Source organism: Nocardia sp. CNY236, assembly GCF_000482385.1.
Classification (GTDB): domain Bacteria; phylum Actinomycetota; class Actinomycetes; order Mycobacteriales; family Mycobacteriaceae; genus Nocardia.
Genome location: NZ_AXVD01000011.1, coordinates 179239 through 199013 on the forward strand (window position 1 = coordinate 179239; position 19775 = coordinate 199013).

Consider the following 19775-nt stretch of genomic DNA (forward strand, 5'->3'; position numbering starts at 1 on the left):
CGCCGCGGCCGGCATTCGGCTCGCGGCCGGGTCGTCACACGTCGGTGGAGAATCGGATGCCGCCGTCGGGGAGTTCCACCCCAGGCCAGATACGAGCGCCGCGCAGCAGCTCACAACGAGCGCCGATATTCGCGCCGTCACCGATGACGCCGTCGCGAATCAGCGCTCGTGGACCGATGCGTGCACCGAAGCCGATGATCGAGCGTTCGACCGTGGCGCCCGCCTCGATGACCGCACCATCGAAAACGACCGCACCGTCCAAGCGCGCTCCCGCTCCGATTTCGGCGCCGCGGCCGATGACCGTGCCGCCGATGAGTACCGCGCCGGGAGCGACACCCCCGCTGGGGTGGACCAGTGATTCGCGCCGCTGGCCCGGTAGCGCGGGGGAGGGGGCGATGCCACGCACCAGGTCCGCCGAGCCGCGCACGAAGTCTTCGGGGGTGCCCATGTCGCGCCAGTAGGAGGTGTCGACGTGACCGTGGATGTGCGCGCCTTCGGCCAAGAGTGCGGGGAATACTTCCCGTTCCACCGAGACCGGGCGTCCGACCGGGATCTTCTCGATGTATTCGCGGCGGAACACGTAGCACCCGGCATTGATCTGGTCGGTGGGCGGGTCCTGGGTCTTCTCCAGGAACGCAGTGACCCGACCGTGGTCGTCGGTCGGCACACAGCCGAATGCGCGGGGGTCGCCGACCCGCACCAGATGCAGCGTCACATCTGCGCGTGCCGCCTCGTGCGTGTCGAGCACCGCCCCGAGATCGCTGCCCCCGAGCACGTCTCCGTTGAAGACCATCACCGTATCGGCGCGCAGCTTGGGCAGAACGTTCCGGATCCCGCCTCCGGTCCCCAGTGGTTCGGTCTCGGTGACGTACTCGAGCTCCAGCCCGAGTTCGGAGCCGTCGCCGAAGTGCTCCTCGAACACTTCGGCTCTGAACGAGGTACCCAGCACTACATGAGTGATCCCCGCTTCGGCGATGCGGGCCAGCAGATGGGTCAGGAAGGGCAGTCCCGCCGTCGGCAGCATGGGTTTCGGTGCCGAGAGCGTCAGCGGACGCAGCCGCGTGCCCTGGCCGCCGACCAGGATCACAGCATCGGTGCCGGCATTTCCTGTCATCACGCTCCCCTGTCCACACTGTTGTTCTCGCTCGCGGCGTCCGTGGTCGCCCGCGGCTGGTTGTTGCTTCGGCCGTTATCCTGCGCCGCGCGCCCGACGGCGCAGGGCAGATCGAACCGCAATCTTTGCGCGCACCGCAAGTCCGGCCCGCAAAGCCAATCGCAGTGGGGCCTGCCACCAGCGCGGATGTCGATCGGCCTGGAAGCGGTAGGCACTGGCGTGATGAGCGGACAGTGTCACCTCTGGGTGGCGTTCGGCTGCGTGCCCCTGGGCGTGGGAGACCTCGGCATCGGGCACGAACACGTTGTGCCACCCGGCCTTGCCCAAGCGATCGCCGAAGTCGACATCCTCCAGATACATGAAGTACCGCGAGTCGAAGCCGTCGATCGAATCGAAGGCTGCGCGCCGCACCAGCAGGCACGACCCGGACAGCCATCCGACTGGCCGCTCGGATATGTGCTCGGTGTCCTGTCGATAGCGGCGAGTCCACGGGTTGGACCTCCACAGCGTGCCCAGCACCGCGTGCCCGGCACCGTCGAGCAGCCCCGGTACCCGACGGGCCGAAGGGTAGATCCTGCCGTCCGGCTCTCGCACCAGGGGACCGAGCGCGCCCGCGCGTGGCCAGCGTTTCGCCGCCGCGAGCAGTGTATCGATGCACCCGGCGCCCCAGCGGATGTCCGGATTGGCGATCACGATGAACTCGACGGCCGGGTCGATCTCCGCGACCGCGCGGTTGATCGCGCCGCCATAACCGATATTGCCGCCGGTGGGCAGCAGCCGCACCTGTGCGTGATTCTGTGCGACCTGCTCGGGCACGCCGTCCACCGACCCGTTGTCGGCCAAGATCACCTGGGGATTCGCCGTGGTGGCCCCGGCGAGCGAAGTGATGAAGTGCACGAGATGTGCACCCGGTGAGTAGGTGACAGTGACGACGGCCACCTGGGCGGGCGCATCGGAATTCGGATCACTTCCGGTGGTGCTCCCTCGACGCTCGGACGCACCGTCAGCGGTAGCTGCTGGGTCGAGGGTCCGCTCGCTGCGCTCGTTCACATCCGCCCACCCTAGTCCGACGAGCACACCCTGGCGTGTAGCCCGACGATCAGGCTCTGGCGTGTAGTCCGACGATCACGCGCTGGCGTGTGGACCGACCGTCACGCCAGGGCTTGCCGCAATGCCGTGCGCCAGTCTCGCAGCGGAGTCAGCCCGGACGCGTCCCAGGACCGCGGAGACAAGACCGAATAGGCCGGGCGGCGTGCGGGTCTGGGAAACCTCGAGGAGTCACAGGGGCGCACTCGGTCGGGGTCTGCTCCGACCAGGGTGAAAACTGCGCGCGCAAGGTCGAATCGGCTGGCGGCGCCGGAATTGGTGGCGTGCAGCACCCGTGCCGCGTCCGGGCGCGTAACCAGTTCCAACAGTGCGCCGGCCAGATCGGCGGCGTAGGTGGGGGAGCCGACCTCGTCGTCGACGACATCGACTGTGTCGCGCTCCCGTTCCAGACGTCGCATCGTCGCCACGAAATCGCCGTCGCGTCCGGCGTATACCCACGCGGTACGGACCACATGAGCGTTCGGACAGTGCGCGAGCACTTCTCGTTCACCGGCGAGCTTGGACCTGCCGTACACCGAAGACGGTCCGGTCGGATCGGTCGTGTCGTATGGTCGACGGCACGTGCCCGCAAAGACGTAATCCGTCGACAGATGGATCAGTCGGGCATCGACCGCCGCGCACGCGGCGGCCAGGACTGCCGGTCCGGTCGCATTGCCCGCAAAGGCGGTTTCGGTTTCGGTTTCGGCTCGATCCACCGCGGTGTAGGCCGCGCAGTTCACCACCACGTCGCCGGGCGCGAGAACCGAGCGCACCGCGGCGGAATCGGTGATGTCGAGCGCACTGCGCGCGAAGCCGCGCGCGGCCGGGGCGAGGCGCAGAAGTTCCCGACCCACCTGGCCGCCTGCCCCGGTGACGACGAGGCGGCCGGATACGGTGGAGTCGACGGTGGTGAGGTCGGTCACGGGCGCAAGTGTGGCACGTTTGTTCGCGGTCGACGCTATCGGAAACGATCGTTCGTTCGACATGCCGCGCCCGGGGCCGAGAATTGGGCCGAAAGTAGGTGATGGCGCGGCAGTCTCCCAGGTGTGGCAGGTCTCGGTGTCGGCGAGAGGATGCGCAGTGTCGCAGTGGAGAGGTCCGGTCGTGTCGTCGCGGCCGCCTGTACGGCCCGCGGTGTCGTCTCGGCGCACGTTGCGCATGGTCACCGCGACCACGGCTGCTGTCGTGCTCGTGCTCACCGGTTTCGCCTGGCGCGGCGTGGACGCGCTGGTCTCCACCATCGAGCGTATCGATGGCCTGGGTCTCGGTGGCGGGCGAGATGGAGCGGTCGACATCTTGATGGTGGGTATGGACAGCCGCAGTGATGCCCACGGCAACCCATTGTCCGACCACGAGCGCGCGATGCTGCATGCCGGCGACGAGGTCGGCACCAACACCGATACCATCGTGTTGCTGCGAGTCCCGAGCGACGGCCGGTCGGCCACCGCGATCTCGATTCCGCGGGACTCCTACGTGCGTATTCCAGGTGGCGGAATGGGCAAGATCAACTCGGTGTACGGCGCCACCGCGCAGACCCGTCGGTCGACGTTGTTGGGACGAGGTGTCGCCGAGGCCGAAGCGTGGCGCCAGGCCACCCGGGCGGGCAGGCAGGCGCTGATCGAAACGGTGGCCACGCTCACCGGTGTCACCATCGACCATTACGCGGAGGTGAGTTTGCTCGGTTTCGTACTGCTCACCGATGCTGTCGGCGGAGTCGAGATATGCCTGAACCACCGCGTCGACGATTGGATGTCCGGCGCCGACTTCCCTGCGGGCCGCCAACGCCTCAACGGGGTACAGGCATTGAGTTTCGTGCGTCAGCGGCATGGTCTGCCGCGCGGCGACCTGGATCGCATCGTGCGCCAGCAGGTGTTCATGGCGCAGTTGGTAGGACAAGTGCTCAGCGCGAAGACCCTGAGCAACCCGGCCGGACTCGAGCGGCTCGGCGCGGCGGTCGGGCGCACTGTCGTGCTCGACGAACGGTGGGATGCGCTGGCGTTCTTGCGGCGACTCGACGAGCTGTCCGGCCAACAGGTGACCTTCGTGACCATTCCAGTGACCGATCCCGACGCATCCACCAGCAGCGGCGAGTCGGTGATCGACGTCGATGTCGAGTCGGTCGAGACCTTCGTCGCCTCCCTGGTCGGCGATGGCGAGACCGCTGGTGACTCCGAGCCGGTCACCGACCCCGCGACGGTGACCGTCAGCGTCTACAACGCTGGCACGGTCGACGGATTGGCTGCCGAGGTGGCCGGGAGGCTCAGCGCCACCGGTTTCGGTCGTGGCACAGTGACCAACTACGCCGGCCCGGCAGTGACGAGCAGTCGGATCTTCGCCTCGACCACCTCGAGCGCGTCGGCTCGGGCGGTGTCCGAGGCGCTCGGTGGACTGTCGATTCTCGCAGATCCGGCACTGTCGCCCGAAGCGGTGAGGGTCGTACTGGCGAGCGACTATTCTGGTCCGGGCTCCGCGGCCAGCCGGGTGTTCGATCCGTCCGCCACCGCGACCTCGGTCGCCCCCGTCCCATCCGCCCTACCGATCGATGCAGGTCACACCGGACCGAAATGCGTGAACTGAACATGCGTAACTCACACCAGATGCACACCCTCGCCGAAGCGGTACTCGATCCGATGCTTGCTCGAGAACCTGCTCGGCCCCGCGTCACCTACTACGACGACGCCATCGGAGCGCGGATCGAGCTGTCCGGCCTGACCTTGGCGAACTGGGCGGCGAAAACCGCCAACTTGATTCGCGACGAGTTCGGTCTGAGCCCGGGTTCGCGGGTCGCCGCGCTACTGCCCGCACACTGGCAGACCGCCGCAGTGTTGCTGGGCTGTTGGTGGGCGGGTACCGAAGTGGTGCTGCATGCCGACGCGGACGCCGACCTGGCCCTGACCACTCCGAACCGACTGGACGAGGCGGACGGTGTCGGCGAGGTCGCGGTGTTGTCCCTGGACGCAATGGGCGCGCCTGTGCGGGATCTGCCCGTAGGGGTCACGGACTTCGCGACCTCGGTGCGGGTACACGGCGACGAGTTCCTGGCCCGTGGAGCCGGGGTGGCCCTGGATGGCATGCCGGTGGCCGACGTGCTCGCCGCGGCGCGAAAGTCTGCGATCTGGCAGGGCATTTCCGAGGGTGATCGGGTGTTGTCCAGTGCGCCGTGGGACACCCCCGCCGAGCTGATCGATGGATACCTCGCGGTCCTCGTCGCGGGTGCGTCGTTGGTCCAGGTGGTCAACCCCGACCCCGGTCTGCGGGAGCGGCGTATCGCGTCGGAGCGAGTGACTGCGCAGCTGCGCTGAGCTGGGTCCGCCGTCCAGGCGGGTGCATTTCTGTACGGTGGTGGCATTGCACGAACGACGGGATTGCGCAATGAGATCACGTTATTGGTTCCACTGGGTGTCGGCGCAGGGAATACCACGTCTGGTGATGCGCCTCCAAGCCCGTCGGGGCGATCCGTTCGCCGAGTTGTGGGGTGGACACACCGGATGGGCGGCCCCGTATCCGCTGATCGAGCGGTTGCGTGCAGAGGGCAGATTGGTGCACACTCCGATCGCGTGGGCGACGTTCGACTACGAGCTGTGTCGCTCCATGCTGCGCGACAGCCGTTTCGGCGTACGCCCGGTCGGGGACTACACCGCCCCGGAACCGCTCCGCTCGCTCGCCAAGCGCTTTCCCCTGCCACCGAGTCCGGTCGAGCCGCCGTCGATGCTGGTGATCGACCCGCCGGAGCACACGCGGATGCGCAGACCGGTGGCGTCCGCGTTCACCCCGCGCGCCATCGAGCGGCTCCGTGATCGGGTCGAGACGGTCACCGATGAGTTGCTGGCCAGATTGCCCACGCGGTGCACGGTGGATTTGATCCAAGCGTTCGCCGTCCGCGTGCCGATCGCGATCATCTCGCAGATGCTCGGCTTCCCCGATGAGGACCAGGCCAGATTTCTCCACTGGGGCGATCGGATGACACCGTTGTTGGACATCGGCATCCCATGGCGCACGCACCGGGCGGCGCTGTCGGCCATGGACCAGATGAACGACTACCTCGGCTCCCACATCGAACGGCTGCGTCTGGATCCGGGCGAGGACATCCTCAGCAGCCTGGTCAGCGGAGGTGAGCTGGACTCTCACGCGCTCGCGGCGACCGGCAGCCTGCTCATGGGCGCGGGCTTCGAGACCACGGTCAACCTGATCGGTAACGGTGTCGTGCAGTTGTTGGCTCATCCCGATCAGCTGCAGCGGTTGCGTAATGAGCCGCAGCTGTGGCCCAACGCGGTCGAGGAGATTCTGCGTTTCGATCCGCCCGTGCAGACCACCACCCGCACCGCGTCGGCCGACGTGGAGATCGGCGGGGTCCAGCTCCGGGAGGGCGATACGGTGATCGTGTCGCTGGCCGGCGCCAACCGCGACCCGGGCGCTTTCAGCGACCCGCTGCGGTTCGATATCGGGCGCGACAACGCCCGCGAACACCTCGCCTTCAGCAGCGGTGTCCATTCCTGCCTCGGCGCCCGTTTGGCTCGAATGGAGGCCGGATATGCACTGCGAGCCCTGTTCGAGCGGTTTCCCGATCTTCGCTTGGCCGGTCCGCTGGAGCGGCGCCGGCTGTTCACCGTGCATGGTTGTGCGCGGATGCCGGTCGAACTCGGGCGTCGGGCGCCGGTGCCCGAACCGATACCGGCCTGATCATCGAACGATGGCGTCTGCCCGGACGTAGCTCGCCCCTCGCTCGACGGCAAGGCGGTAGCGTGGGCGCATGGCGGACGTGGTGGTGGTCGGCTCCGGGCCGAACGGGCTTGCCGCTGCAGTGATCATGGCCCGCGCGGGGCTCGGTGTGGAGGTCTACGAGGCCGAGGCGACCGCCGGCGGCGGAGCACGCACCGCCGAATCGACCATACCGGGATATCGACACGATGTATGTGCCGGCGCGCATCCCATGGCGTTGGCATCACCCGTATTTCGTGCCTTCGACCTGACCGCGCATGGCGTCGAACTCCTGGCGCCAGAGATTTCCTACGCGCATCCGCTCGACGGCGGCGTGGCCGCGTTGGCGTGGCGGGACCTGGATCGGACCGTCGAAGGACTCGGCCGAGACGGTCGTGCGTGGCGCGCGATGTTCGAGCCATTGGTTCGGCACTGGCCCGATGTGGTCGATATCGCGATGTCTGATCTGCGTCGTGTGCCGTCCGGACCGACCACCGCGATCCGGTTCGGGTTGCGGGTCCTGGAACAGGGCTCGCCGCTGTGGGGAGTCAGATTTCGCGAGCAACTCGCGCCGGCCTTGTTGACCGGCGTCGCCGCGCACGCGATCGTCCGACCGCGCGCCATCACCGCAGCGGGCGCCGCGATGCTGTTGGGCACCCTTGCCCACACGGGGGGCTGGGTGATTCCGCGCGGCGGCAGTCAGGTGATCCCCGATGCCCTGATCGCCGAACTCGAGCGGCTCGGTGGTCGGGTGCACACCGGCTGTCGGGTCGACTCGCTCGACGAGTTCGTCCCGACCAGATCCGACACTCCTTGCGCCGTTCTGCTCGACCTCGCTCCCGCAGAACTGCTGCGTATCGCAGAGTATCGGCTGCCCGTACGCTACGCAGACCGGCTGCGCCGCTTCCGATACGGCGGTGCGGCCTGCAAAGTCGACTTCGCGCTGTCGGGACCGGTCCCCTGGCGCGCGCAAGGCTGCGCGGCGGCGGGAACGCTGCACCTGATCGGCACTCGGACCGAGGCCATGGTCGCCGAACGGGTCGTTGCCGTGGGCCGGCATGCCGAGCGGCCCTACGTGCTGGCCATACAGCCCGGTGTGGTCGACCCCACGCGCGCTCCTGCGGGCGGTCATACCTTCTACACCTATGCTCACGTGCCGAACGGCTCCGCACGTGACGTCAGCGCCGAGGTGATCACTCAAATAGAACGGTTCGCACCGGGTTTTGCTGACCTGATCGTGGCGGTGAACGTCCGCACGGCAGCGGAAATGTCTACGCACAACGCCAATCATGTCGGTGGTGACATCAGCGCCGGCGCGATGAACCTGCGCCAGTTCGCCTTCCGTCCCGTTGCACGCTGGAATCCTTACGCTACGCCCATTCCCGGTGTGTACCTGTGTTCGTCCGCGACCCCTCCCGGTCCCGGTGTACACGGAATGAACGGTCTGTACGCGGCTGGTCATGCCCTGCGCGATCGCTTCGCGATCGATATCGATCCGCTCGAGTTGCTGCGTCGTCCCATACCGAGGTTGCCGTGAACGGCCTGCAGAACACGACGAAGACCACAGCCGAATGCCGGGGTCGCTACGACGAGCGACCACTGTGTCGGGAATCGAGACCTATTGCGTGGCGGCGTCGGTGCTGCGATAGAGGTCGGGTTCCAGGTAGATGACGCGTGCGGCGGGAACTGCCGCGCGGACGCGGGACTCCGCGTCGTCGATGGCCTGCGCAATCGCTGCGATATCCAGATCGGGGACCACACCGACCTTCGCCGCCACCAGCAGCTCGTCCGGGCCGAGGTATTGCGTTCGGAGATGAATGACTCGATCGATGCGGGTGTTGTCGACCACATGTGCCCAGATCTGCCGATTCTCCTCTGGGGTGGCGCCTTCGCCGATCAGCAGACTCTGCATTTCCACGATCAGCACGACGGCGATGACGCCGAGCAGTCCGCCGATGGCCAGGGTGCCCACGCCGTCCCAGATCGGGTCGTCGGTGAGCATGGTCATGCTGACGCCGGCGAGTGCGAAGAGCAGCCCGACGAGTGCGCCGGTATCTTCGAGCAGCACGACTGGCAGCTCCGGGCTCCGCGAGTTGCGGATGAACCGCCACCAGCTCGCCTCGCCCTTCAATGGCCTGGATTCGCTCACTGCTGTGGAGAAACTGTAGATCTCCAGTGCGATTGCGATCGTCAAGATGACGATCGCAACGATCGGCGAGTTCAATTCCTGTGGATGCTGAATCTTGTGGATGCCTTCATAGATCGCATAGCACGAGCCGAGGGTGAACAGCACCAGGGCCACGATGAACGAATAGAAGTAGCGACTGCGGGCATACCCGAAGGGGTGCAACTCGTCCGCCTCTTTCGCCGCGCGTCGCTGTCCGAGCAGCAGTAGTCCTTGGTTCCCGGTGTCGGCGACGGAGTGCACGGCCTCGGCGAGCATCGACGCCGAGCCGGTGATCGCCGCACCGATGAACTTCGCTATGGCGATTCCCGCATTCGCGGTCAGCGCAGCGAGAATTGCTTTCCTGCCACCACCAGTAGACATGGAGACGTGTCCTCTCTGTTGCGACCACCCGCGAACAAGCTAGGACGCTACCTGTCGGTGCACGATGGTGCCGCTTCGGCGCACGCTGTGGATCGGTCAGGCAGGTGTGCCGACGGACGCGCTGAACAATTGGCCGGCTCCTTCGACGGCCTGCGCTCGAATATCTGTGTCGACCGCCGAAATCCAGGCAGCGCCACCTCGTGAAAGCTCCAACGAAGAGCTGTTCTGCAGCAGGCGTACCCTTCCCGCGGTGCACAACACGATGCCTGGTCCTACCGCGGTCAGAGGTACGTGCGCGGAGCCTGCGGTGAGGTCGAAGCGCCGCAAGGCGAATTCGGGCGCAGGCGTGCGATATCGAACCGACCCGTCGCCCGCCGGTTCCGGCAGCACGACCGGCAGATCGATCGGTTCGAAGTCCAATACGCGCAGTAGTTCCGGTACGTCGACGTGTTTGGGGGTGAGGCCACCGCGCAGCACGTTGTCCGAGTTGGCCATGATCTCCACACCGAGTCCACGAAGGTAGGCATGCAGATTGCCGGCTGCGAGGAATAGTCCTTGGCCGGGTTCCAGCGTCATTCGGTTCAGCAGTAGCGCTGCCAGTACGCCCGCGTCACCGGGGTAGGCCTCGGCGAGCTCGAGCGTTGTGCGTGCCTCCATGGAGAACTCGTGTGGCCCCTTTGCGGACAGATATTCCACGCAGCCGTCGAGAACTGTGGGTAGCAGGGTCGCGAGTACGCGTTGCGGCAGGGTGATCCACGTGGTGAACAAGGTTCGTAGGCCGGCCGAATCAGGTTGGGCAGCAAGCAGATCAGCGTAGGAACCCAACCCTTCCGGTGCAACTGCGCGAAGCAGATCGACGGTGCGGTGCGGATTGCGGAAGCCCGCCAGCGCTTCGAATCGATCCAATGCGACGATCAGTTCGGGTTTGTGGTTTTCGTCCCGATAGTTGCGTAAGGGGGAGTCCATCGAAACTTTCGCCCGATTCTCCCGATCGAAACCGGTCCTGGCTTGCGCCACACTCGGATGCGCTTGCAGCGACAGCGGCTCCTCGGCCGCCAGGACCTTGAGCAGGAACGGCAGCTTGCCACCGAATTTCGGTGCGGCAGGTCCGAGTTCCTTGTCCGGATCGGCTGCGACCATGTCCAGCAACGACGTGGTGTGCTCACCGACTTTCACATGCGCAGGGTCGGCCGGATGGGCGCCGAACCACAGTTCGGCTTCCGGGTGTGCGGAAGGCACTGGTCGGCCACACAATTGAGCGAGTGCGGTGCGCGAACCCCAGGCATATGAGCGCAACGCACCAACGAGTTCGTGCACTAGAAGCTTCCCCCGTACTGCCTCGAGCCGTCGCCGCCGGCTACCCGCCCGCCGATCAGCCCTAGGTAGGCGGCCGCCATCTCGAGTCGTAGCGCGAGCACCGCGAGCTGTTCCAGTTCGGTGCCGTACTCGGACGTGGAGTCCTCCGCGCGGGCCCCGACAGGCGCGGCGCCATCGGTCGTTTCGGTATGGAGTAGGTCGACGTCGGGGTTGATCAGGTCGGCGTCCATCACCCGGGACTCGCCGGCGCCGAAGATGGCGACGCGGCGCCGCGCGGCAGCCCGATCTCGATCGGCACTGAGCACGAACACCCAGACCCGCTGAACCGGGGGAGGTCCGTCGAGCTCTTCGTCGTGGAACAGTGGGTCGAAATCGGGGGCGGATCCGCCCGCTGCTTCCGCTATGCGAGCTTTCGCCGCGGCGACTTCGGCCAGGTTCGCCGCGGCGGCGACCTTGCCTGCGGACTGCAAGAGTACTTCGGCTGCATGCTCGGCCAGTTCAGCGGCTGCGGGTGAATCGCCCGCGAACACGATGCCGTGCCGCTGCATGCGTGCGGCCAATGTCTTGGCCGGGTTGTGGAAGACCTCGTTGCGTGGCCCGTCGCGCAGCGCCTCCGCGTCCAGCACATCGGCCAATGCGGTGAGCTCGGGGATGGCGGCGCCGGCCCGTAGCGGGTCGGCTGCCCGCAGCACCGCTATTCCAGCGGCCAAGAACCGCAGCAGGCGGTTGTGGCCCAGTACCGGCACTCGCGGCTCCAGCAGATGGGCGCGGCCGGCCGCGATCGCGCGCAGCGGGCCTTCGTGTGGCGCGGCGACGACCACTTCGGCCCCGCGGCGTAGCGCCCGGTCCACCGCGTCGATCAGTCGAGGATCGCCCGCGTCGTCACCGGCGACCAGCACGACATCCAACGGACCCACCCAGGGCGGGAGGGCGGCCGTGGGTACGACGGGTAGGCTCACGCGGTCACCGAGCGCTGCGACCAAGAGCCCGGCGGCGCGGGCGGCGCGTCCGGAACCGGAGACCAGCACCACGCTGCGTGGTCGCAGATCGGCCAAGCGAGTCAGCGCGTCCTCACCGACGGCCGCCGCGGTGGCCCGCACCTGGGCGCCACCGGAGGCGGCCGAGCGCAGGGCGCCCTGGGCATCGGCAGCTTCGAGTGAAGCGGCATCGTCGAGGTCGAGCACCGGTGTCCCAGCGATCATCGGGCGTCCCACCTCCCCTCATCGCGCTGTATCGTTCGGGCCACTGCGCCCGCCCGGTCCGGTTGGCACCGTGAGCCGGGCGAATCCAAGGCCTGTGATTCCACTATTCCAGTCAGGAGCGCACGACGCTGAGGATCTCGGTTACGAGTGCGTCTACTTCCTCCGGTGACCGGGCCTCGACATTCAACCTCAGCAATGGTTCGGTATTCGACGCGCGCAAATTGAACCACGCATTGTCCGCCAACTCGACGGTGACCCCGTCCAGCCGATCCACCACGTGTGCCCGGTCTGCGAATGCGTCCACAACGGCCATTGTCCGCTCGTGGGCATCGGCCACGGTGGAATTGATCTCACCGGAGGAGGCGTAGGTCGCATACGACGACATCAGGTCGGACATCGGCCTGTGTGCCTCGCCCAGCGCGGCCAGCACGTGCAGAGCCGCGAGCATGCCGGAGTCGGCGCCCCAGAAGTCACGGAAGTAGTAGTGCGCGGAATGTTCGCCGCCGAACACGGCTCCGGATGCAGCCATTTCTTGCTTGATGAAGGAGTGGCCCACCCGGGTGCGCACCGGCGTCCCGCCGAGCTGACGCACCAACTCCGGAACCGCACGTGAGGTGATCAGGTTGTGGATGATGACGGCGCCCGGTTCTTTGGCGAGCTCACGTTCGGCGACCAAGGCGGTGATCGCCGACGAGGGCACCGGGTCGCCGTTCTCGTCGACCACGAAGCACCGGTCGGCATCCCCGTCGAAGGCCAGGCCGATGTCCGCGTCGGAGTCGCGCACGAGCTTTTGCAGGTCGACCAGGTTCGCCGGATCGATCGGGTTCGCTTCGTGGTTCGGGAAGCTGCCATCCAGTTCGAAATACAGCGGAACGATGGTGACCTGCGGCAGCGAGTCCAGCACTGCCGGTACGGTGTGGCCGCCCATGCCATTGCCGGCGTCCACTGCGATGGTGAGGGGGCCGATGGCGCCGAGATCGACCAAGCCGTGGAGGAAAGCGGCATACTCGCCGAGTAGGTCGAGTTCGCTGGTTGCACCGCGGCCGCCCGAGTAGGGGGGTACTCCCTCGGTCAGTTCGGCTTTGATGGCGGCCAAGCCGGTGTCCTGGCCGACCGGACGCGCCTTCGCCCGGCACAGTTTGATGCCGTTGTATCGGGCGGGGTTGTGGCTGGCGGTGAACATGGCGCCAGGGCAGTCCAAGTAGCCGGAGGCGAAGTACAACTGGTCTGTCGAGGCCAAGCCGATGTGCACCACGTCCAGCCCTCGGCTCTGCGCACCGTCGGCGAAAGCCCTCGACAATGCTGGTGAGGAGTCCCGCATGTCGTGACCGACGACGATCCGGCGCGCGCCCTCGCCGCGCATCAGTCGAGCGAACGAAGCTCCGACGTCCTCGACGAATTCCGCGTCGATCTGATCACCGACCACGCCGCGAACGTCGTACGCCTTGATCACCGCATTCACGGATTCGGCAGAGCGCGCGACTGTCATGCCCAACACCCTAGTGGTTGCGTCGGGTCGGTCCGACATCGTCCCGGTCCGGTCAGGAGGGCGGGTCGGGTAGCACCCGCAGATGACCGCGCCGGCCGGTGCGTGTCGTGCGCGGTGGCGGGGTGCGGTCGGGATAGCCGCGTTGCTCGCGTTCTGGTGGCCGCCGGCGTAGACCTGCCTCGCGCACCGCCTCCGCAAGAGCGGTCAGGTCGTCGTCATCCGGTGTGCTGGAGGAGAATCCGCCTTCGTGGCGAACCAACTCCCATCCCTTCGGAGCGGTGATTCGTGAGCCGTGTGTCTCGCACAGATCCCAGGAGTGCGGTTCGGCGACCGTCGCGAGCGGCCCCACCACTGCCGTGGAGTCCGAGTACACATACGTGAGCGTCGCGACGGCCGGATTCTTGCAACCTGGTCGGCAGCAACGACGCATGGGAATCACGCCGATGAGGGTAACCCCCCGGGCGGGCCGATGGGGACAGACACGCGCGAAGCGCTTCGGTCTGCTGTCTGCGCAATGACGTTGGCGGCCTGCAGCCGCCCGCTCTGCTGGGCAAGGACATTCGAGCGCACGCATCACGCCGGCCGGTGCAGTTCAGTCTTCCGGATCGATGACGTCCGGTTCGACGCCGAGGTAGGTCGCAACCTGCTGGACCAGCACCTCGCGGAGAAGGTCCACCAGATCGTCCGGATCGCTGGCGCGAAGCTCGAGCGGCTTGCGGAACAGCACCACCCGCGCCCGGGTCGCCGCTCCGTGTCGGTCCACTCCGGCAGGGATGAGCCGCGACAGCGGGACCGAACCGTCGGCGACCACCTCGTCGGGCCAGGTGACCGAATCGGGATGCAGTGGACGGATTTTCGGTACATCGTCGACGGCGATGTCGAGTTTGGTGAGGCGATCGTGCCAACGGGTGTCCAAGGGGGCGAACGCCTCCAGCACCAAACGGTCGAACTTCTGGCCGCGAGTCCGCCACGCGGGCACCGTGGGTGGCAGCACCGGCCCGCGCACGCCGCGGCCGCGGCGGGTCACCGACCGTGCGGTCGGTGGTCGACGCTTACGGGAACGTGCCATGACAGGAAATCTAGGCCAGCCGGCTCGTATCGCCTGCATCGAGGCACACGACCATCTCGTCGGGTCGCATGTGCTCGGAGTCGTCCGGTCCGACGGGCGACTCCGAGCCTCGCGCACGCACCTTCAGCCGATGCCGCGCTTGAGGCGTCGGCGCTCCCGCTCGGAGAGCCCGCCCCAAATGCCGAAGCGTTCATCGTGCGCGAGAGCGTATTCCAGGCACTCGTCGCGTACTTCGCATCCCATGCAGATCCGTTTCGCTTCGCGGGTCGAGCCGCCCTTCTCGGGGAAGAACGCCTCCGGATCGGTCTGGGCGCACAGCGCGCGCTCCTGCCACTGCTCTTCGATGGAGTCGAATATCTCATCGAAACCCGCCACGACCAGGCTGAGCTGCGGGGCTGCGACTCCATCACCCCCTGCTTCGTCGTGCCGGCCGTTGTCTGCGCAGACGCCACGTGCTGCGCCTGCGGTGGAATCGGTCGGCGAGACCATCTCATGGGCCATCGCTCCGCCTCCTCACTGTGTGTTAGCGCAGAATGCTTCTTTCCGTCGAGCCAACCTGTGCGTCGACGGCCATACCCCGCGACGTTGTCCCGCGGACGTCCCCGAACCCGTCATCCCTGTGCGAACATCTGTTCGAAAACCCGCTCGCGGCTTGGTCTCTCGCGCGAGCCTGGAATGACATGACTGAGATTAGACACGCCGGACGCGTCGATGGTCAAGCTGTCGACGCTATTCCGTTACTATCCCGAGCCGCATTCCGAATCGATCTTGTGCACTGCAATAGCAAATAGATAGCAAATTGACTCCGAATGGAAGTCGCCACGCCAACGCATAGGGTGTGTGGATGTGACTGGACAACAAGCAGACGCCGCGCCCGTGAAGGGGCCCCGGATCGCCGTGCTGGTCGGCGGCGTCGGTGGCGCACGTTTCCTTCAAGGGGTTCGGGAACTGCTGCCCGAGGCCGATGTCTCCGCGATCGTCAATGTCGGCGACGACGTATGGATGCATGGCCTCCGAATCTGCCCCGACCTCGATACATGTATGTATACCCTCGGCGGCGGCATCGATACCGACCGTGGTTGGGGGCGGGTGGGGGAGACGTGGCATGCCAAGGAGGAACTTGCGAAATATCACGCACAGCCCGACTGGTTCGGTTTGGGAGACCGCGATATCGCTACACATCTGATCCGTACCGAAATGTTGCGCGCAGGGTACCAACTCTCCGCGGTGACCGAAGCGCTGTGCAAGCGATGGCAACCGGGCGTGAAACTGATCCCGGCAACTGATGATCGGTGTGAAACCCATGTTGTTGTGTCCGAACCGGGCAACCCCGGCGAACGGCGTGCGATCCATTTCCAAGAGTGGTGGGTTCGCCACCGTGGGAACATCCCTACCCATGGATTCGCCACAATTGGCGCCGACGAAGCAAAACCGGCGCCAAATGTGATCGATATCATAGATGCCGCCGATGTGGTCCTGCTCGCCCCCTCGAACCCCGTCGTCAGCATAGGCGCCATCCTTGCGGTGCCCGGAATCCGGGGCGCGTTGCGCACCACTCCTGCTGCGGTGATCGGCGTATCCGGTGTCATCGGCGGAAAGCCGTTGCGTGGCATGGCCGACGAGTGTTTGTCGGTGATCGGAGTGGAGACCACGGCCGAAGCGATCGGCCGGCACTATGGCGCGCGCTCGGCCACCGGAATCCTGGACGGCTGGCTGGTACACAGTACCGACACCGCCGACGTCCCTGGTGTCGAGGTACGCAGCGTGCCTTTGTTGATGACCGATCCGTCGACCACCGGCGAAATGGTGCGTCGGGCGCTCGAGCTGGCCGGAGTGGAGCCGTGACCATATCTGTCGATCACGCCGCGCACGAGCTGCGCATTCTGCCTGTCACCGGGCTTCCCGAATTTCGCCCCGGTGACGATCTCGCCGAGCACATCGCGCAGTGCGCGCCCTGGTTGGCCGATGGTGACGTTCTCCTGGTCACCAGCAAGGTCGTCGCCAAGGCCGAGGGCCGTATCGTGGCTGCCCCACTGGACCCCGAGGACCGCGACATCGCCCGGAGGCGGCTCATCGACCAGGAAGCCGTACGCGTGCTCGCGCGTAAGGGGCGCACGCTGATCACCGAGAACAAGCTCGGCATCGTGCAGGCGGCCTCCGGAGTCGACGGGTCCAATGTCGAGCAGGGCGAACTGGTTGTGCTCCCCGCCGATCCGGACGCCAGTGCTCGGGCGTTGCGCGCTGCGCTGATCGAACGCTTGGGCGTGACGGTCGCAGTGATCGTCACCGACACCATGGGTCGCGCGTGGCGCAACGGTCAGACCGACGCGGCCGTCGGCGCGGCCGGGCTGCGGGTGCTGCACGGCTACGGCGGCGCGGTCGACGTCCAGGGCAATGAACTGCAAGTCACCGAAGTTGCGGTAGCCGATGAGCTTGCGGCGGCCGGCGACCTGGTGAAAGGTAAACTCGGCGGTGTACCTGTCGCCGTGGTGCGTGGGTTTCCGATCGCGGACGACGGGTCCAGCGCAACGGACCTGCTGCGCGGCGGGGCCGAGGATCTGTTCTGGCTCGGTACGGCCGAGGCCATCGAGCGAGGGCGGCGGGAGGCTGTGCTGTTGCGTCGCTCGATACGGCAGTTCGCCGACGAGCCGGTGGACCCGGAGCGTATCCGTGCCGCGGTGTCGGTCGCATTGACCGCGCCTGCCCCGCACCACACCCGACCGGTCCGGTTCGTTTGGGTGCGTACACCGGGCCTGCGCACCCAGTTGCTCGAGGCGATGGCCCAGCAGTGGCGGGCCGATCTCACTGCCGATGGGCTCTCGCGGGACCGGATCGAACGGCGGATCGCGCGGGGCCGCATCCTGTTCGATGCTCCGGAGGTGATCATCCCGTTCTGCGTGCCCGACGGGGCGCACGACTACCCGGACGAGCGCCGGCGCGCCAACGAGCGCACCATGTTCACTGTTGCGGTGGGTGCGGCCGTGCAGGGATTGCTGGTCGCCTTGGCCACCGAGGGGCTCGGCAGCTGCTGGATCGGATCGACGATCTTCGCCCCCGGGGTCACTCGCGACATTCTGGGGCTGGCCGACGACTGGGATCCCTTGGGCGCTATCGCTATCGGCCATCCCATAGAGGAATTGAGCCCGCGGTCGGTTTCGGGCGTCGACGTCGGGCTGGTCGAGCGGTGACGATGCTTCGATCGTGCTGGGCCGGCACGCGTGAGGATCGTCGGTGAGCGCGGAATCGCTGCACGTCTCGGCGACGGGGTTGCTCGAATCGTGGCACCCCGACACCGAATCCGATCGATCGCTGCGTGAGGCCATCCTGGCGTTCCTGGGGTCGGCGCCGCGCGGGTGTCTGCGCGAGCACGTCCCCGGACACATCACCGCGTCTGCAGTGGTCTACTCGCACGATGGTCGCGAAGTGCTACTCACGCTGCATCCTCGCGTCGGTCGCTGGATACAGCTCGGCGGGCACTGTGAGGACACCGACGACTCCGTCGCCGACGCGGCGTTGCGTGAAGCTGTCGAGGAGTCCGGCATCGAGGGGCTGCGGATGGCGCCGGGGCTGTACGGTGCTCAGGCCCATCCGATCACCTGCTCCCTCGGTGTGCCGACCAGGCACTTGGACCTGCTGTTCCGGATCACCGCCCCGGTAGGTGCCGTGCCGATCCGCAGCAGCGAGTCCGTCGACCTGCGGTGGTGGCCGATCGACGCGCTGCCGGACAGCGCTGAGGTTCTCGTGCGCTGACATTTCGCTGCGAGAGACACCACGTGCGCGTTGGCGTCGGTGGATCCTCGGCAGGTCGGAACCGGCGATCGCGCCGTTGATGTCGCTGTGGAGTCCCGGCCACGGCAGGCTCCACAGCATTGCCGGAACCGGACCTCACCGTGTTTACAAAATGAAAAATTTGTCTAGACATATGACACGTTTGCCAATATTGTCCACATTGTGAGTAATGCACATCACAGGCGATGTGCCGATGGACGGGAGGCGGCGATGTCGACAGAAGTCGAGGGGTCGGCGCGAGCAGTCGACGTGCCAGGATGGCGCGACCGCAAGCGCTACATGTGGGTTTTGGGATTGTTCGTTCCCACCGGTCTGATGACGATCGTCCTCCCGTTGGTCTGGGCATTCAACACACTCGGCTGGAGCGCTGCCGGGCACGTGCTGTTCTGGCTCGGTCCGATCATTCTGTACGTTTTGATCCCGGCGGTGGACATCTTCTTCGGTCCGGATGGTGAGAATCCGCCCGACGAGATGATGGAGTACCTGGAGAACGACAAGTACTACCGCTACCTCACCTATGTGTACTTGCCGTTCCAGTACGTGACGTTGTTCATCGCTTGCTATCTGCTCACCGCCGACGAAGTGGGTTGGCTCGGGTTGGACAATGGCCTACATCTGGTCGACAAGATCGGCTTGACGGTCAGTATCGGAGTGGTCGGTGGCCTCGCGATCAACACCGCGCACGAACTCGGGCACAAGAAGGTGAATCTGGAACGCTGGCTGTCACGTATCGCTTTGGCGCAGTCGTTCTACGGCCACTTCTACATCGAGCACAACCGCGGCCACCACGTGAAGGTCGCAACCCCGGAAGACCCAGCGAGCGCCCGACTGGGTGAATCGTTCTGGGCCTTCTGGCCGCGAACCGTCTGGGGCAGCGTGAAGTCGTCTTGGGGTTTGGAGCGAGACCGCTTGCATCGGCTGGGTAAGCGGCCATTGAGCCGACACAACGAGATCCTCGGTGCCTGGCTGATGTCGGTTGTGTTGTTCACGGTCTTGGTCGCAGTCTTCGGTATCGGGTTGCTGCCGTATCTGATTGCGCAGGCCGTCTTCGCTTTCAGTTTGTTGGAGGCGGTCAACTACTTGGAGCACTATGGGTTGGCTCGGCAGCGTACTGCGAGTGGGCGCTACGAGCGTGCCGCGCCGGTGCACAGCTGGAACAGCGACCACATCGTCACCAATGTCTTCCTCTACCACCTGCAGCGGCACAGTGATCATCACGCGAATCCGACTCGGCGGTATCAGACGCTGCGCAGTTGGGATGGTGCGCCGAACCTGCCCAGCGGCTACGCCACGATGATCTTGCTCGCCTACGTTCCGCCGTTGTGGCGCAGGGTCATGGACAAGCGAGTGTTGGCGCACTACGACGGCGACATCATCCGCGCCAATATCCACCCGGCCAAGCGCGACACGGTACTCGCGCGCTACGGCGCCAGCGACACCCGAACAACTGGAGCATGAGCGGG

At 66.3% G+C, this 19775-nt stretch carries 18 protein-coding genes; 8 read left to right on the forward strand and 10 right to left on the reverse strand.

The features are described 5' to 3' along the window. Positions 1-34: 34 nt before the first annotated feature. The 3 genes from K940_RS0109170 to rfbD all read right to left on the reverse strand — a co-directional run bounded on the left by K940_RS0109170 (position 35) and on the right by rfbD (position 3123). Entirely contained in the window at positions 35-1114 is a 1080-nt protein-coding gene (locus K940_RS0109170; protein ID WP_028477283.1) for a sugar phosphate nucleotidyltransferase, read from the reverse strand. A gap of 75 nt (positions 1115-1189) precedes the next feature. Further along, positions 1190-2053: a glycosyltransferase family 2 protein gene (locus tag K940_RS0109175; RefSeq protein ID WP_028477284.1), complete on the reverse strand. Its 864-nt coding sequence runs from the start codon at positions 2051-2053 to the stop codon at positions 1190-1192. 212 nt (positions 2054-2265) lie between these two features. Beyond that, positions 2266-3123 carry a dTDP-4-dehydrorhamnose reductase gene (gene rfbD / locus K940_RS27600; protein WP_036528078.1) on the reverse strand — a complete coding sequence of 286 codons (858 nt, stop codon included), beginning with the start codon at positions 3121-3123 and terminating at the stop codon, positions 2266-2268. A 235-nt stretch (positions 3124-3358) separates the two neighbouring features. Here rfbD and K940_RS0109185 point away from each other — a divergent pair, with 235 nt between their 5' ends. The 4 genes from K940_RS0109185 (at position 3359) to K940_RS0109200 (ending at position 8435) form a co-directional block, all read left to right on the forward strand. Then, complete coding sequence (locus K940_RS0109185) at positions 3359-4777, forward strand: LCP family protein (RefSeq protein ID WP_036528015.1); 1419 nt, start codon at positions 3359-3361, stop codon at positions 4775-4777. Positions 4778-4797: 20 nt separating this feature from the next. Beyond that, positions 4798-5502 (forward strand): TIGR03089 family protein, encoded by a 705-nt coding sequence (locus K940_RS0109190; protein WP_028477286.1) that lies wholly within the window; start codon positions 4798-4800, stop codon positions 5500-5502. Between the two features lie 70 nt (positions 5503-5572). Next, positions 5573-6880, forward strand: a complete 1308-nt coding sequence (locus K940_RS0109195) for a cytochrome P450 (RefSeq protein ID WP_028477287.1) — start codon at positions 5573-5575, stop codon at positions 6878-6880. Positions 6881-6950: 70 nt separating this feature from the next. After that, positions 6951-8435 (forward strand): NAD(P)/FAD-dependent oxidoreductase, encoded by a 1485-nt coding sequence (locus K940_RS0109200; RefSeq protein WP_028477288.1) that lies wholly within the window; start codon positions 6951-6953, stop codon positions 8433-8435. A gap of 81 nt (positions 8436-8516) precedes the next feature. Here the strand turns inward: K940_RS0109200 and K940_RS0109205 are convergent, their stop codons facing one another. The 7 genes from K940_RS0109205 to K940_RS0109240 all read right to left on the reverse strand — a co-directional run bounded on the left by K940_RS0109205 (position 8517) and on the right by K940_RS0109240 (position 14904). Beyond that, the gene (locus K940_RS0109205) at positions 8517-9446 is read right to left on the reverse strand and encodes a cation diffusion facilitator family transporter (protein WP_028477289.1); all 930 of its coding nucleotides are present in this window, start codon (positions 9444-9446) and stop codon (positions 8517-8519) included. Positions 9447-9542: 96 nt separating this feature from the next. After that, complete coding sequence (manA, locus tag K940_RS0109210) at positions 9543-10763, reverse strand: mannose-6-phosphate isomerase, class I (protein WP_028477290.1); 1221 nt, start codon at positions 10761-10763, stop codon at positions 9543-9545. Continuing rightward, positions 10763-11965, reverse strand: a complete 1203-nt coding sequence (locus tag K940_RS0109215) for a hypothetical protein (protein WP_028477291.1) — start codon at positions 11963-11965, stop codon at positions 10763-10765. Before K940_RS0109215 ends, manA begins: the two co-directional genes overlap by 1 nt. 112 nt (positions 11966-12077) lie before the next feature. Then, positions 12078-13454: a phosphomannomutase/phosphoglucomutase gene (locus K940_RS0109220; protein ID WP_028477292.1), complete on the reverse strand. Its 1377-nt coding sequence runs from the start codon at positions 13452-13454 to the stop codon at positions 12078-12080. A gap of 52 nt (positions 13455-13506) precedes the next feature. Then, positions 13507-13884 (reverse strand): DUF3499 domain-containing protein, encoded by a 378-nt coding sequence (locus tag K940_RS0109225; protein WP_081706242.1) that lies wholly within the window; start codon positions 13882-13884, stop codon positions 13507-13509. Positions 13885-14046: 162 nt separating this feature from the next. Continuing rightward, positions 14047-14523 carry a metallopeptidase family protein gene (locus tag K940_RS0109230; protein WP_028477294.1) on the reverse strand — a complete coding sequence of 159 codons (477 nt, stop codon included), beginning with the start codon at positions 14521-14523 and terminating at the stop codon, positions 14047-14049. Positions 14524-14646: 123 nt separating this feature from the next. Continuing rightward, positions 14647-14904 carry a WhiB family transcriptional regulator gene (locus K940_RS0109240; RefSeq protein ID WP_051407035.1) on the reverse strand — a complete coding sequence of 86 codons (258 nt, stop codon included), beginning with the start codon at positions 14902-14904 and terminating at the stop codon, positions 14647-14649. Between the two features lie 465 nt (positions 14905-15369). Here K940_RS0109240 and cofD point away from each other — a divergent pair, with 465 nt between their 5' ends. The 4 genes from cofD to K940_RS0109260 all read left to right on the forward strand — a co-directional run bounded on the left by cofD (position 15370) and on the right by K940_RS0109260 (position 19770). Next, on the forward strand, positions 15370-16368 hold the full coding sequence (cofD, locus tag K940_RS0109245; RefSeq protein WP_051407036.1) for a 2-phospho-L-lactate transferase: 999 nt from the start codon (positions 15370-15372) through the stop codon (positions 16366-16368). Beyond that, positions 16365-17711: a coenzyme F420-0:L-glutamate ligase gene (locus tag K940_RS0109250; RefSeq protein ID WP_028477297.1), complete on the forward strand. Its 1347-nt coding sequence runs from the start codon at positions 16365-16367 to the stop codon at positions 17709-17711. The genes cofD and K940_RS0109250 overlap by 4 nt, the downstream gene beginning before the upstream one ends. Positions 17712-17754: 43 nt before the next feature. Further along, positions 17755-18273: an NUDIX hydrolase gene (locus tag K940_RS0109255; RefSeq protein ID WP_028477298.1), complete on the forward strand. Its 519-nt coding sequence runs from the start codon at positions 17755-17757 to the stop codon at positions 18271-18273. 249 nt (positions 18274-18522) lie between these two features. Then, complete coding sequence (locus K940_RS0109260) at positions 18523-19770, forward strand: alkane 1-monooxygenase (RefSeq protein WP_028477299.1); 1248 nt, start codon at positions 18523-18525, stop codon at positions 19768-19770. Positions 19771-19775 lie beyond the last annotated feature (5 nt).

What these genes read in the sequence shown, in the direction of transcription:
- K940_RS0109170 (WP_028477283.1), bottom strand. Translation starts at nt 1,114, where the DNA reads ATGACAGGAAATGCCGGCACCGATGCTGTGATCCTGGTCGGCGGCCAG.
- K940_RS0109185 (WP_036528015.1), top strand. Translation starts at nt 3,359, where the DNA reads ATGGTCACCGCGACCACGGCTGCTGTCGTGCTCGTGCTCACCGGTTTC.
- K940_RS0109190 (WP_028477286.1), top strand. Translation starts at nt 4,798, where the DNA reads ATGCACACCCTCGCCGAAGCGGTACTCGATCCGATGCTTGCTCGAGAA.
- K940_RS0109195 (WP_028477287.1), top strand. Translation starts at nt 5,573, where the DNA reads ATGAGATCACGTTATTGGTTCCACTGGGTGTCGGCGCAGGGAATACCA.
- K940_RS0109200 (WP_028477288.1), top strand. Translation starts at nt 6,951, where the DNA reads ATGGCGGACGTGGTGGTGGTCGGCTCCGGGCCGAACGGGCTTGCCGCT.
- K940_RS0109205 (WP_028477289.1), bottom strand. Translation starts at nt 9,446, where the DNA reads ATGTCTACTGGTGGTGGCAGGAAAGCAATTCTCGCTGCGCTGACCGCG.
- K940_RS0109215 (WP_028477291.1), bottom strand. Translation starts at nt 11,965, where the DNA reads ATGATCGCTGGGACACCGGTGCTCGACCTCGACGATGCCGCTTCACTC.
- K940_RS0109220 (WP_028477292.1), bottom strand. Translation starts at nt 13,454, where the DNA reads ATGACAGTCGCGCGCTCTGCCGAATCCGTGAATGCGGTGATCAAGGCG.
- K940_RS0109225 (WP_081706242.1), bottom strand. Translation starts at nt 13,884, where the DNA reads ATGCGTCGTTGCTGCCGACCAGGTTGCAAGAATCCGGCCGTCGCGACG.
- K940_RS0109230 (WP_028477294.1), bottom strand. Translation starts at nt 14,523, where the DNA reads ATGGCACGTTCCCGTAAGCGTCGACCACCGACCGCACGGTCGGTGACC.
- K940_RS0109260 (WP_028477299.1), top strand. Translation starts at nt 18,523, where the DNA reads ATGTCGACAGAAGTCGAGGGGTCGGCGCGAGCAGTCGACGTGCCAGGA.